We start from the raw sequence: 15,010 nt of genomic DNA on the forward strand, positions 1-15,010 counted from the left end.
TAATAAAATAAATATTGGGAGAAAATATGGTTAAAAATATATTATTAAATGGAGTAGGTGGGCAAGGAATTCTTCTTGTTTCTGAAATTTTAGTTGAAGCTCTTTTATTATCAGGTTTTGATGTTAAAAAAAATGAGATACATGGAATGAGCCAAAGAGGAGGAGTTGTTAATTCTCATATCAGATATGGGGATAAGATTTATTCTCCAATAATACCAGTCGGAGAAGCAGATATAATAATTTCTTTTGAATATTGTGAGACTTTAAGGTTTATTAATTATTTAAAAGAAAATGGTTTAATTATTTTTAATCTTCAAAAAATTATTCCAGTTTCAGTTTCTTCTGGAAAAGCAAGCTATCCACAAAATATAGAAGATGAATTAACAAAATACTATATAAAATATGATTCTTTTGATGCTTTTTCTTATGCTAAGAATTTTGGAATGCCTAAAGCTACAAATATAGCTCTTTTAGCTTATAGCTCAAAATATTTAGAGGATATTAAAGATGAGATATGGGAAAAAGCTATGAGGAAATATATAAAAGAAAAATTTTTTGATAAAAATTTTGAAATTTTTAAGAGTTTAAAAAAGAGTTATTAAGAAAAAACTTAAAAATATATTAAAAATAAATAATATAAAAATATATCAATTGAAATTATTGTAGAAAATTTTCTACACTTTTGTTGATTTTTTTCAACATTTTCTATGTAATTCTAAGATTAAATTTTTTACCTAATCTTAAAAATTTAATTTTCTCTTTTTCAAAAATTCTAATTGAATAGCTCAAATAATTGAATAATTAAAGTAAATTTGAATTATAAGGAAAATATTTTTTTTAAAATAATATTATTTTAATCTTTTTTGGTATAAAAATTGATGTATTTAATTTAAATTTTTTATTTAAATTTAGTTTATATTTTTTTATTAATTTTATTATTATTAATATTTTTTAATAATATAGAATGAGGTAATAAATGAAAAGAAGGACAATATATAAAATAATTGAAAAGGAAGGAATTGCATTACATTCTGGTAAAATTTCTAAAATTAGATTTTTGCCTTCAGAAAATGGAATAATATTTTATAATACACTCAGGGATAAAAATAAAAACTTTCCTATTAAAATTTCCCCTTTTGAAGTTATAAATACATCATATGCAACTGTTATTGGTAGAAACTATCCTATACAAACTGTAGAACATGTTTTAGCAGCACTTCATGGATTAAATATTACAGATATAGAAATTGAAATATTTGGAGATGAACCACCTGTATTTGATGGTTCATCAAAATATTTTGTTGAAATTTTATTAGAAGCTGGATTAAAAGATTTAGAATATGAAATTTCTCCTATTACATTAAATTATCCAGTATGGGTTATCAATAACGATTCATATCTTATAGCTATACCATCTGATATATTTGAAATAACTTATAGTATTGATTTTACTGAAAAATCAAAAGTTTTAGGCTTTCAACATGTAAACTTTAAAATAGATGAAGATACATTTATTAAGAACATTGCAAATGCAAGAACTTTTGGTTTTTTGGAGGAAATAGAGTGGCTAAGATCAAATAATTTAGCTTTAGGTGGATCATTAGATAATTCTATCGTATATCATAAAGATGGAATTGTCAATGGTAATTTAAGATATCATAATGAAGCAGTAAGACATAAAGTTTTGGATTTAATTGGTGATATTTATTTATTAGGTAAACCAATAAAAGCTCATATTTTTGCTCATAAAGCTGGTCATAAACTTGATGTTGAACTTACCAAAAATATATATACAATGATCAAAGAAGAAATTACTGCAACAAAATTAATTCAATTAAGAAATGAATTCAAAAAAATAAGTGAACAATTAAAATTAAATATAGAAATTTAGTTTTTATTTTATCTTTAATATTTAAAATTTAATATTTTTATAAAATAGCTTAATAATTAAAATATTCTCTGTAATTTTAATATCCTTATTATAATTCAATATTTCTTTAATTTTTTTACATAAATTTATTATGATTTTAAAGATATTAATTTTCATGTTTTGGCTGTTTTTGTAGTTATTTATAAAGTTGCAATTTTATATAAAAAGTTTAAATATTTTTTAGTGGATAAAAGAAATCAGAATTTTGAAGATATTTCCAAATATTTTAACGAAAATCAAATTAAAATATTTAAAGAAAATATTGAAAAATCAGATGGTGCAGAGGTTTTTTTTGGAATAGATGAAAATGATAATATCCAACCAATATTTTTTGGAAATGATGATTCTGTAATAACTGATTATGATTACATAATAAATTTTAAGACAATTATTCATAATCATCCATCAGGGAACTTAAAGCCTTCATATAATGATAATCATTTTGCAAATTTTGCAGCTAAAAATGGAATTGGGTTTGGGATTATAAATAATGAGGTAACAAAAATTTATTTTGTTGTTCCGCAAACATCTGTAAAAAAAATAATAGAAATAGATTCTCAAGAAATAGATGATTTTTTAACAGAAAAAAACAAAAATATTAGCAAAATTATACCATCATTTAAGAGAAGAGATTCACAAATTTTAATGGCTAAGACTATATTAAAAGCTTTACATGAAAATTTAAAATGTGCAATTGAAGCAAATACTGGTATCGGTAAATCTTTTGCATATCTTTTACCTATTTTTTTAAACATTAAATATAATAAAATTAAATTCTTGATCACAACTAATACTATATCTTTACAAAAACAACTTATAGAAAAAGATATTCCTTCAATGATAAAAATTACAAATATTGATATTAAGTATGACTTTCTTTTAGGAAGAAATAATTATATATGTTTGTTTCGTTTCCAGCTTTTAAAAGAAAAAGAGATTAATCAATCATTATATGATGATACAAATATATATACTGATGCTATTGAAAAATTTATTCAAACAACTTCAACTGGGATACTTGATGAGCTTGATAAAGATATTATTGGCAATATAAAAAATGAAATAAATTCTAATTCAGCAATTTGTCTTAAAAATTCATGTAAATTTTTTCCTAACTGTTTCTATTATATTTCAAGAAAAAAATTAGCGACTTGTGATATAATAGTTCTAAATAATCATCTATTTTTTTTAAATGAAAAGTTTAAAGAATTCTCAGAATTTATACCAAGATCATCTTATGTTGTTTTTGATGAAGCCCATAATATTGAAAATTGCATTGAAGATATATTAACTATTTGTTTTGACTATCAATATTTTGAAAATAAATTAAAATTTTTATTTAATAAAAATAATAAAAATGAGAATGGTTTGTTGATTTTGCTTAAAAGAAAAATTGAAAACAATCATAAAATATTTAAGAAATTTATTGATAATTATTTTGTTGAATTGACTAATTTAATTGAAAATGTAAAAGAAGAAATATATCTTCTTTACAAAGAATTTGGAAGTTTTCTAAATTCATATAATTTAGAAGAAAATAATTTTTCAAAAATTAATAGTAAATCAAATAAAAATTTTTATAATGACAATTTAGTTGTTGATATTCTTGATTTTTATAAAAAAATAAATATAAATCCTGAACAATCTAATAATTTTAATAATATATTAAAAAATTTTTTCAATTTAATAAAAAAACTTGATGAAAAACTACAAAGTTTAATAGAAGAAATTTTTTATAATGAGCTTAGACTAGATGAAAACGAGGAAATTAATAAAGATAATTTAATGAATTTAGAATCTAATTCTTCTCAAAATGAAAATAATATTTTTTCAGAGAAAGAAAAAAACATATTTTTATTTATAAAAAAAAATATAGATTTTATAAAGAGTTATATAGAAGATGTTATTAAGATAATTTACTTATTTTTAAACTTTGATGAAAATTTATATTTTGAAGAAGATAATGTTTTATGGATAAACCTAAATAAAAATAATTTTCAGCTTTATTCTTTATTTTTAAGTGAAAAAGAAGTAATAATTGAAAAAATTTTTCAAAATTATAAATCATTAATATTTACTTCAGCAACTCTCTCTTTTAATAAAGATTTTGATTATTTCATAAAATCATTAGGTTATAGTGATTTTGAAAAAGAACTTTCAATTGATAATAATGATAATAAGAAATTTATATATACTTTAAAATCATTAGATAGTAATTATTTGGAAATAAATACTTTTATATTTGATTCTCCATTTAATTATCTAGAACAAAGCGAATTAATGATAGTTAAAGATTCACCTGATCCAAATTCAAGTGAATTTATAGATTTTGTTTCTAATTGTTCATTAAAATTAATAGAATTATCTTCGGGAAGAGCTTTTATTTTAACTACCTCTTACAATGATTTAAACTATATTTATGAGTTTTTAATAAATAGTGGTGTTGAAAAAAAATTAAATATTTTAGCTCAAAACAAAAAATATAGCAATTATAAATTAACAGAATTATTTAAAAAGACTGACAGATCTGTTTTAATTGGAACATTAAGCTTTTGGGAAGGAATAGATATTCCTGGTGAAGCTTTAGAACTTATAATAATAACAAGATTACCTTTTCAAGTACCATCTTCTCCAGTAATTAGATTTAAATCGAAAAAAATAGAAAAAAATGGTGGAAATTCATTTTTAGAGATTTCATTGCCTTACTCATCAATAAAATTAAAACAAGGTTTTGGTAGGTTAATAAGAAAAGATGATGATATAGGTGTTTGTTTTATTTTTGACAATAGAATAAAGACAAAAACTTATGGAAATAGCATATTAAATACACTCCCAGAAACAAAGGTTTATTTTGACAATTTTGAAAAATTATATATTAATTATAATAGATTTTTAAAAAGGAATAACAGAATTTAGTTTTATTAAAATCTAAAATGATAAAATTTAATAACTATGAAAAAAGTCAAAATATTTTTAGATAAAAAAAACAATTTTTATTTATTGCTTTTTATTGCATTAATATTGATTTTTAATTTAAGTTTATTTGCAACTGGTAAAAATCCAATACCTCAAGAAAAAATAAATTACTATAAAGATGTTTTAAAATTTGGAACAATTAATGATTTAAAAAAGATTCTAGCTGAATTAATTATATATGACTGTAGACCTTTAATTGATGAATTAATACAGGTATTATTAACAACGAATGATATAGGTATAAAATCCTCTGTTTTAAGTATAATAAAAGATATACAGGAAGCTAAAGATAAAGTTAAACCATATATAATTATGGTAATAAATGATAAATTTTCAGATAGTTCTTTACTAAGATTAGTTATTATAGCTGCTGGCAACTATAAAATAATTGAGCTAGAAGATAAAATTTTTGAGATATTTAATAAAAAAGAGTATGAAACAGAAATCGAATTAAGAAAGGCATGTATTGAGTCACTTGGCAATATGTTGTCAACAAAATATATGGAACAAATTTTTAACTTTTATATAGATACTAAAAACAACGCTGATTTAAGGGCTATTTGTGCTTTATATTTTTCAAAATTTGATTCTATTAAAAAAGAATATATTGAAAAAATGAATCAGATAGTAGCTGATAAAGCAGAAAATAGTATAGTAAGAAGATTTACTATATACGCTTTATCAAAATTTGGAGATCAATCATCTTTTGAAGCTTTAATAGCAGCTTTGAAATCGGATGATCCATATATACAGATTTATGCTGCACAAGCAATAAAAAAATATAATGCAGATGAAGCAAAAAAAGTTATATTTGAACTGATTAGAAGTAATAATTCAAAAGTAAGACTTGAAGTTGTTAAGGTTCTTGGAGAATTTAATGCTATAGAATATATAGAGGCTATTATATATTTGTCTCTCTATGATTCAGATAATAATGTTAAAAAAGAGGCTAGAGATGTTTTTTTAAAAATGATTTCTTCTCTATCTATATTAAATTTTAGTAATGAAATAAAGGAAAAAATAAGATATTTATTAGATTATATTTCTAAATATGATCCATCTGAAGATAATAGAAATAAAGCAAAAACTTTATTACAAAAATTTTTTCCAAACTGAATTTTTATTTTGATTAAATAATGAAACAATTTTAATTTTAAATAGTATAATAAAATATAACTTAATTTATTCAATAATAAAAAGGAGATATAAATGGCAAAAGAAAAAGAAAATCAGAAAGATGATATTTTGCAATCAACAATTGATTCTATTAAAAAGCAATTTGGCGAAGGTTCCATAATGAGATTAGGAGAAAAAATTAATCAGGAAATCGATGTAGTTCCTACAGGTTCTTTATCGCTTGATATAGCTTTAGGAGTTGGTGGTATCCCAAGAGGTAGAATTATTGAAATATATGGTGCTGAAAGCTCAGGAAAGACAACTTTAGCATTACATATGATAGCTGAAGCTCAAAAACTTGGTGGAGTTGCAGCTTTCATAGATGCAGAACATGCATTAGATCCCACATATGCAAAAAAAATAGGTGTTCAGGTTGAAAATCTTCTTATATCTCAACCAGATACAGGAGAACAAGCTCTTGAAATTTGTGATGCTTTAGTAAAATCAGGACAAGTAGATATTATTGTAATCGATTCTGTAGCTGCCTTAGTTCCCAAAGCAGAGATAGATGGTGATATGGGGGATTCTCATATTGGGTTACAAGCTAGATTAATGTCACAAGCTTTAAGAAAATTAACAGCTTCAATTGCAAAAACAAATACAATAGTTGTTTTTATTAATCAAATTAGAATGAAAATTAATACTATGCCTTTCGGAAATCCAGAAACTACAACTGGAGGTTTAGCATTAAAATTCTATTCATCAATAAGAATAAATGTAAAAAAAATGGATTCAGTGAAGGACGGAGAAGAATATACAGGAAATAGCATAAAATTAACAGTTAAAAAAAATAAAGTTGCTCCTCCTTTTAAAAGTGCAAATATTACTCTTACTTTTGATCGAGGAATAGATAAGACACTTGAAATTTTAGAACTTGGTGAAAAAATAAATCTTATAAAAAAAATTGGGTCTTGGTATAGTTATAATGACATAAAACTTGGACAAGGTAAAGCTAATGCTACTAAGTTTTTAGAAGATAATCCAAAATATATTGAAGAAATTGAGGAAAAAATAAGAGAATTTTATGGTTTAAAGAAGCCAAAGAATGAAAGTGAATCAAAAAATATCGAAGCAAACAAAGATTTAAATAAAGAAAAAAATAAAGTTTCTAAATAATTGATTTAATAAATTTATTGTATAATAGAACTAAAAATAGAGGATGGGATATGATAAAGATAGGAATTTGTGGTTCTAAAGGTAGAATGAGTCAAGAGATAATTAATCTATTAAAAAATAGAGATGATTTAGTTATTAATGGTTTATGGGAAGACTTTAAAAATATTGAAAAAGAAGAGTATATAACTATTAATAATGAAAAAGTTTTTTATTCTAAAGATATTAACTGTTTAATTAATTCAGATATTATTATTGATTTTTCGCACCCTTCAAAGCAAAAAGCAATATATAATTTTTTAAATGAAAACAACAATATTAAGTTAATCTGTGGAACTACTGGTCTCGAAGAAAAAGATCTAGAAAATTTAAAATTGCTTGGTAATAAAACAACTATTTTTTATTCTCCGAATATGAGCTATGGATTAAATTCTTTGATTTTTTTACTAGATGGATTTTTGAAACTTTATAAGGATTATGATATTGAACTTTTAGAAACTCATCATATTAATAAAAAAGATGCTCCATCAGGAACTTTGAAAAAAATATTATCTAAAATTAAAGAAATTTATCCAAATAAAAAAGAGGTCTATGATAGACATAATTTATTTAAAGAGAAAGATATTAATGAAATAGGAATAAGCTCAATAAGATCTGGTGGTGTAAAAGGGATTCATCAGATAATTTTTGGAAATGAATTTGAAATAATTAAAATTGAACATGAAGCTTTAGATCGTAAAGTTTTTGCAAATGGTGTTTTAGAAGCTATAAACTTTATTAAAGATAGAAAAAATGGATTTTTCACTTATGATGATTTAATTAAATTCAAAATAAATTATTTAGAAAATAAATAATTTTTATAAAAATATAATTATTATATGAAAGAATTTTATTATGTAACTTTATCCCTTGGTTCTAATACTAATAATGCAAAGCATTATTTAAATTTAGCTTTTAAAGCATTACAAAGTTATTTTGAAATAGTTGATAATACTGGAATATTAAAAAGTGAACCTTTTGGATATAAAGATCAAAATGATTTTTATAATGCCCTTTTAATCATAAAGACTAAATATTTACCTGGCAAATTATTAAAAATATTACAAAATATTGAAAGAAAGTTAAATAAAAATAAGAATAAAAATATTTTCTGGGGTGAAAGAATTATAGATATAGACATAATTAAATTCGAAGATTTTAATATATTTTCTAACAATTTAACTATTCCTCATCCTGGCTTAAGAGATAGAAAATATTTAAAAATATTAATGGAGAAGTTAAATAAAATTGAATTACTAAAAAGCTAAAAAAATTTAATAAAATTTATTTTTTTAAAGTATTAGGATTATCTATTTATTAAATTTTGATTAAATTGGATTCATTCATGAAAAATTTTAATAGTTTACAAAAGAAAAAAAAAGAAAAAATACCTATTATAATGGTTACTGCTTATAATTTTTACATTGCTAAAATAATTGATCAAATTGAAGAGATAGATGCTATTTTAGTTGGTGATTCGATGGCAAATGTAGAATATGGTTATGAAAGCACAATTCAAATAACTTTTGAACAAATGCTTGATAGAGTTAAAATTGTTTCACAAAATACATTAAATAAACCAGTGATTGCTGATATGCCTTTTCTATCTTATGGTGTTGAGATTAAGTATGATATTTTAAATTGTGGAAGGATGATAAAAGAGGGATATGCAAATGCTATTAAAATTGAAGGTGGTAAAGAAAAAATAGAATTAATTAAAAGACTTTCTGATATTGGTGTTCCTGTACAGGGGCATATAGGTCTTAAACCTCAACATCATAATAAAGAAGGAGGTTATAAAATTGCAGGTAAAACAGATAAAGAGATTGAGGAATTACTTGATGATGCAATACAGCTTCAAAATGCAGGAATATTCTCATTAATTTTAGAATGTGTAACTGATGAAGCTTCAAAGATTATAACAGAAAGCCTTAAAATTCCAACTATAGGAATAGGTTCAGGTAAGAATGTTGATGGGCAAATTGCAGTGATAAATGATCTGTTGGGATTATCTTATTACATTCCAAGTTTCACAAAAAAATATGTAGATTTAAATACTATAATAAAAGAAACCTTAATTAGTTGGTGCAATGATATATATTCTGGAAAATACCCTGAAAAATGGTTTAATAAAAAAGATAAATAAAAAGTTTTAAAAAAATGGAGGACATAATTGAAAGTTATAAAAGATATTAAAGAAATGAAAGAATATATTAATAATTTAAAAAAAAATTATAACTCTATAGGTTTTGTTCCAACAATGGGAGCTTTGCATGAAGGTCATCTTTCTTTAATAAGAAGAGCTAGAAATGAAAATGACATAGTTATAGTTTCTATATTTGTAAATCCTTTACAATTTGGACCAAATGAAGATTATAATAAATATCCTAGGACTTTTGATTCTGATTCATATTTGTGTGAAAAAGAAAAAGTAGATATTATATTTGCACCAGATGAAAATAAGTTTTATGAAAAAGAACATTTGACATATGTATATGTTAATGAACTTTCAAACTATTTATGTGGAAAAAGTAGACCTGGGCATTTTCAGGGGGTTTGTACTGTAGTAAATAAATTATTCAATATAATTAAACCAACTAGAGCTTATTTTGGGAAAAAAGATTATCAGCAATTAATAATTATAAAGAAAATGGTAGAAGATCTTTCAATGGATATAGAAATAATAAGTTGCAATATTGTAAGAGAACTAGATGGTTTAGCTTTAAGCTCTAGGAACAAATATTTATCTGATGATGAAAGACTTGAAGCTCTAAATATTTATAAATCATTAAAATATGCTAAAGATAAAATATTAAATGGAGAAAAAAATTCGGATATCATAAAGAAGGATATTGAAAATATTTTAAAAAGTGGTAAAAAAACTAAAATTGATTACATTGAAATAGTTGATAAATATTCTCTTAAGCCAAAAGTTCTTATAGATAAAGATACTTTAATAGCAATAGCATGTTTTGTTGGTTCAACAAGGTTAATTGATAATATTTTAATAGAAGATTTCATAAATTAAAAAATTTTACATAAAAGGTTTGTGGATGTATATAAGTTTTAAAAATTTTACTTATTTTACAAATGACTTTTATAATTTAACTAATATTATTTATTTGTTTCTAGTTTATTTTTTAAGTGTTTTAACTTCTTTTTTTATCAGAGAAAAGAGCAAGTTTTTTATTTATAAAAATTTAACCAGTGATTATATTCTTTCAGAAAAGAGAAATTATTCTTCAACATATTTTTTAAGTCTTGCAGGAATATTTCTATTTATGTTTACAGGTGTTGGATATTCTAAAACTTATCCTTTTAATTATAAAAAATTAAATTTATCTAAAAGATTTTTCATAATTTTTATCCCAAATATATTAAACCTAATTTTTTCTTTATCTTTCTATTTTCTCTCATTAAACGGTGGTGAATTTTTTAAAATTAAATTTATTAATGACTTTTTAATATTATCTGTTTATGCTAATTTTATTTTATTTCTAATAAATTTTTTACCTTTCCCTTTTTCAGATACCTTACTATTTTTTACTAAATTCGATACATCTATTTATGCATTTGACTTTTTAGAAATATTTTTTGTTTTATTATTTGTAATATTCAGGTTTAATTTAAAGTCTTTTGAGTTTTATCTTTTAATTTTAGAAAAAATTTTTTAAAAATAATATTGAAAAAATAAAATAATTTTTTGAAACATTTATTGACTTTAATAATGAATAATATACATTTTTTTAGAAAAATTAATTCATTAAGGGGTTATTAAATGAGTGAGAAGATTGTTAATTTTGAAGAAGAGTTAGAAAAATCTCTTCAAACAATACAAGAACCTCAGGCTGGCTCAATAATAGAAGGGAAAATTGTATGTGTTAATAATAGTGAAGTATTTGTTGATATTGGTTGGACACAAGAAATAACAATTTCAATAGATGAATTTGACTCTAAACCCAATGAACTAGATAAGGTATATATTTATTGTTTTAAAGATAAATATGATAGGACTATTTTTTCTAAGAAAAAAGCAGACGAAATTCTTTTAAAAAGAGAACTTTCAAGACTTTTAAAGGAAGGATTACCAATTAAAGGTTTTGTAAAAAGGTATATAAAAGAGAAAAAACTATTTCAAATTGATGTTAAAGGAGTAAGTGGAATATGTTTTGCAGATAAAATTGACTTAAAAGATTTTGATGAAAAATTAGTAAATGATTATATTGAAAAGGTTTTTGATTTCAAGATATTAAGCTATAATAATAATAAGCTGGTTTTATCAAGAAAAGATTATTTAATAGATAAAGCTAAAATTGAAAAAATTAAATTTTTTAAAGAGAGAAATAAAAAAGATATTGTAAAATGTAAAGTTAAAAAAATACTTGAAAATGATAAAGGGGTTATAGTTGACATAGATTCTTTTGAAGGATTCATTCCAAGAAAAGAAATTTCTTATTCTAAATACTTTAACATTTCAGATATCCTTTCGGAAGGACAAATAATTGATGCTGAAATAATTGAACTTAATAAAAAAGAGGATAAAATAATTCTCTCTTATAAAAATACAAAGAAAGATCCATGGGAAAATTTAAAACTAAAAGAAGGTGATATCGTAAAAAGTAAAGTTGTGAAGGTTTTTCCTGAAGGTTTGTTTGTAAATATTGAAGAAGGCCTTGATGGATATATTTATAAAAAAGATCTTTCCTGGTTTGAAGATTTTGAAAATGAAAAAAATATTGCAAAAGAGGGTAATATAGTAGAAGGCAAGATACTTAGAATAGATAGAAAAAATAGAAAAATAATAATTGGTATAAAACATATATTGCCTAATCCATTTGAAAAATATATTAGTGAAAATGGTATTGGAAAAAAAGTTAAAGGTAAAATTGATAAAGTTACAGATTTCGGAGTTTTTATAGAGCTTGATAGAGGAGTTACTGGGTTATTAAAACAAGAGGACCTTTCATGGACAGAAGAACTAAACCCATCAAAATTATATTCAGATAAAGTAGGAAGTGAAATTGAAGTAGTTATCAAAAATATTGATACAAAAAAGAAAAGAATTGATTTATCTCTTAAAGACCTTTTTGATAATCCTTGGGACAATTTTCTTGCAAATAATAAAATTGGTTCAAATGTTGAAACATTAGTATCTGAAGTTGAAGAGAGAAAATTAGTGGTAAAACTTAATCAAGAAATTAAGGGTATTATCCCGGCAAGTGAAGTTTCAACTGAAAAGGTATTTAATTTAGCTGAAAAATTTAAAATAGGTGATAAAATAATAGCAAAGATTAAAACACTTGAACCAAAGAAAAAAAGAGTTGTTTTATCAATTAAAGATTATATTGAAGAGGAACAAAGTAAAGAACTTGGAAAATTTTTATTTGATCATCAAGAAACAAAAATAACTCTTGGGAAACTATTAAACAATAATAAATAATTTGCTCAATCAATAATTTTAAAAATTTATGATTAGTATAGATAAAGTAAAAAAGATCTTAGAAATTATTAGCCTTTTATCAAGAAATAATGGTATAGAAGATTTATTAAGTGGTATAATAAATAATGCTTCAAAGGTAATAGATGCAGAAGCTGCTTCTTTACTTTTGTTTGATAAAAATAAAGAAAATTTGTTTTTTTATATAGCATTAGGGGAAAAGGGAGAACAGGTAAAAGAGTCTTTTAGTTTAAAAAAAGGACAAGGTATAGCAGGATGGGTTGCTTTATATGGGGAACCATTAATAGTTAATGATCCACAAAATGATCCAAGATTTTTCTCTAAAATTTCGGAAGAAATTAACTACAAAACTAGAAATTTATTATGTACCCCTATGAAAATTGATGACAATATCATTGGAGTAATTGAAGTTATTAATAAAATAGATGGACCATTTACAGAAGAGGACAAAGAAATACTACAAGCTTTTTCAAATCAATGTGCAATACTTGTTTTTAATGCTAAAATATTTAATGATTTAATAAAAACAAATATAGCTTTGAAAGATGAGCTGGACAAGGTTAAAGATTCAAGAAAAATAATAGGGGAATCTCCTATCATTAAAGATAAAATAAAATTAGCAGAAATGGTTGCTCATACTGAATCAAATGTTTTGTTACAAGGAGAATCAGGAACTGGGAAAGAACTTTTTGCTGAATTAATTCATTACCTTTCCCCTAGGAAGAATGCTCCATTTGTAAAAGTTAATTGTGCAGCTATACCAGAGAATTTACTTGAATCTGAACTTTTTGGTTATAAGAAAGGAGCTTTTACTGGTGCAGTTAAAGATACAATGGGTAAAATTGAGCTAGCAAATAATGGAACACTTTTTTTAGATGAAATAGGAGAATTACCTTTATCGATTCAAGCTAAATTGCTAAGATTTATTGAAAATAAAGAGATACAAAAATTAGGTGACTCAAACCCTATACCTGTTAATGTAAGAATTATTTCTGCTACTAATAAAGATCTTCCAAAAGTTATTGCAGAGAAAAAATTTAGAGAGGATCTCTATTATAGAATTAATGTTTTCCCTATATATCTTCCTCCTTTAAGAGAAAGAAAAGAAGATATAGAAATTTTAGCTAATTATTTTCTCAAAAAATATTCGATTGAAACAAAAAAGAAAATAAGAGGATTTTCTGAAGAAGCAATTGAGATAATTAAAAATTATACATGGCCTGGAAATGTAAGAGAGCTTGAAAATGTTATTGAAAGAGCTTGTGTTTTAACCAATAGTGATATTATAAATTCAGATGTGCTCCTATTAACAAGTATTGATCCAAAAAATAGCTTTTCAGATATTTTTAAAGAAATGCCTCTAAAAGAAGCAATAAATGTATTTAAGAAAGAATATATAAATTATTTGTTGAATAAAAATAATTGGAAACAAACAAAAGTTGCTAAAATTCTTGATATACAAAGAACATATCTATCAAGATTAATAAAAGAACTAAATATAAATAAGTATTAAACTATAAAATTAAATTATTTAAATAATTAAATTATTATAAGGAGTTTTATGTGAAAGATATAGGATTAATTAAACCAGTTAAAGAAAAATACAGATCAAACTACGAGTTTATAATTGATTTGTTAATCTATTATTTCAAAAAATACCAAATTTTTTGGGTTATTGCAGGAATAATTATATTAGTATTTTTAATTTCTATATTAATTTTAGATTATAATTTGAAAATTAAAGAAGAGAAAGCAACTGTAGAATTAGAAAAGATATATGATAAAATTGAGCTTTTTATTACTCAATCTCAAAATATTTCTAATTATGAGAAAATTAAAGAAGAACTAATCTCAAATTTAAATATTATAGAAAAAAAATCTAAATTTACAAAAGTTTATAATAGAATTGTTTATTATAAGGGCTTAATTTTCTTTATCGATGGAAAATATGAAGATTCAATAAAAGAATTTAAAAAAATATATTCAAATAAAAGCTTTCATGCTTATTTTTTAGCTAATATTGGAATTATAAGAAGTTATATGCAACTGAATGATTTAGATAATGCCATAAAATATTCAAAAAAATTATATAATAATAATAAAAATAATGTTTATGGAGCTTATGGCGCTTATTTCTTAGGATTTTTATATAAAACAAAAGGAGATATATTAAAATCTATCCAATATTATAATATAGTTGAAGCTAATTTTTCAAATTCTAATTTTTCAAAGGATTCAAAATACTTTTTACTTGAAAAACAATTAAATGAAATAATTAATGAAAAGTATATTAAAGTTAAATAAATCTAATTTGATTT

The 15,010-nt window shown here is 22.7% G+C and carries 13 protein-coding genes; all 13 read left to right on the forward strand.

The window, feature by feature from the left end; genetic code table 11:
• The first annotated feature begins 26 nt into the window (after positions 1–26).
• The 13 genes from N3A58_01280 to N3A58_01340 all read left to right on the forward strand — a co-directional run bounded on the left by N3A58_01280 (position 27) and on the right by N3A58_01340 (position 14,996).
• Positions 27–602 (forward strand): indolepyruvate oxidoreductase subunit beta, encoded by a 576-nt coding sequence (locus tag N3A58_01280; GenBank protein MCX8058031.1) that lies wholly within the window; start codon positions 27–29, stop codon positions 600–602.
• 374 nt (positions 603–976) lie between these two features.
• Positions 977–1,891, forward strand: a complete 915-nt coding sequence (gene lpxC, locus N3A58_01285; GenBank protein MCX8058032.1) for a UDP-3-O-acyl-N-acetylglucosamine deacetylase — start codon at positions 977–979, stop codon at positions 1,889–1,891.
• Positions 1,892–2,113: 222 nt separating this feature from the next.
• The gene (locus N3A58_01290; GenBank protein ID MCX8058033.1) at positions 2,114–4,846 is read left to right on the forward strand and encodes a hypothetical protein; all 2,733 of its coding nucleotides are present in this window, start codon (positions 2,114–2,116) and stop codon (positions 4,844–4,846) included.
• 36 nt (positions 4,847–4,882) lie between these two features.
• Positions 4,883–6,022, forward strand: a complete 1,140-nt coding sequence (locus tag N3A58_01295) for a HEAT repeat domain-containing protein (GenBank protein ID MCX8058034.1) — start codon at positions 4,883–4,885, stop codon at positions 6,020–6,022.
• A gap of 93 nt (positions 6,023–6,115) precedes the next feature.
• Positions 6,116–7,198 carry a recombinase RecA gene (recA, locus tag N3A58_01300; GenBank protein MCX8058035.1) on the forward strand — a complete coding sequence of 361 codons (1,083 nt, stop codon included), beginning with the start codon at positions 6,116–6,118 and terminating at the stop codon, positions 7,196–7,198.
• A gap of 50 nt (positions 7,199–7,248) precedes the next feature.
• Positions 7,249–8,049 (forward strand): 4-hydroxy-tetrahydrodipicolinate reductase, encoded by an 801-nt coding sequence (gene dapB, locus N3A58_01305; protein ID MCX8058036.1) that lies wholly within the window; start codon positions 7,249–7,251, stop codon positions 8,047–8,049.
• A gap of 24 nt (positions 8,050–8,073) precedes the next feature.
• Positions 8,074–8,502 (forward strand): 2-amino-4-hydroxy-6-hydroxymethyldihydropteridine diphosphokinase, encoded by a 429-nt coding sequence (gene folK, locus N3A58_01310; GenBank protein MCX8058037.1) that lies wholly within the window; start codon positions 8,074–8,076, stop codon positions 8,500–8,502.
• Positions 8,503–8,579: 77 nt separating this feature from the next.
• A complete protein-coding gene (panB, locus tag N3A58_01315) occupies positions 8,580–9,380 on the forward strand; it encodes a 3-methyl-2-oxobutanoate hydroxymethyltransferase (GenBank protein ID MCX8058038.1) in 801 nt (266 codons plus the stop codon).
• Between the two features lie 27 nt (positions 9,381–9,407).
• Positions 9,408–10,262 carry a pantoate--beta-alanine ligase gene (gene panC / locus N3A58_01320; GenBank protein ID MCX8058039.1) on the forward strand — a complete coding sequence of 285 codons (855 nt, stop codon included), beginning with the start codon at positions 9,408–9,410 and terminating at the stop codon, positions 10,260–10,262.
• Between the two features lie 25 nt (positions 10,263–10,287).
• Positions 10,288–10,908 carry a hypothetical protein gene (locus tag N3A58_01325; GenBank protein ID MCX8058040.1) on the forward strand — a complete coding sequence of 207 codons (621 nt, stop codon included), beginning with the start codon at positions 10,288–10,290 and terminating at the stop codon, positions 10,906–10,908.
• A 104-nt stretch (positions 10,909–11,012) separates the two neighbouring features.
• Positions 11,013–12,674, forward strand: a complete 1,662-nt coding sequence (locus tag N3A58_01330; GenBank protein MCX8058041.1) for a S1 RNA-binding domain-containing protein — start codon at positions 11,013–11,015, stop codon at positions 12,672–12,674.
• 28 nt (positions 12,675–12,702) lie between these two features.
• On the forward strand, positions 12,703–14,205 hold the full coding sequence (locus tag N3A58_01335; protein MCX8058042.1) for a sigma 54-interacting transcriptional regulator: 1,503 nt from the start codon (positions 12,703–12,705) through the stop codon (positions 14,203–14,205).
• Between the two features lie 50 nt (positions 14,206–14,255).
• Positions 14,256–14,996, forward strand: coding sequence for a hypothetical protein (locus N3A58_01340; GenBank protein MCX8058043.1), 741 nt, complete (start codon positions 14,256–14,258; stop codon positions 14,994–14,996).
• The last annotated feature ends 14 nt before the right edge of the window (positions 14,997–15,010 follow it).

The organism is Spirochaetota bacterium, assembly GCA_026415295.1.
In the GTDB taxonomy this organism is placed as follows: Bacteria; Spirochaetota; JAAYUW01; order JAAYUW01; family JAOAHJ01; genus JAOAHJ01.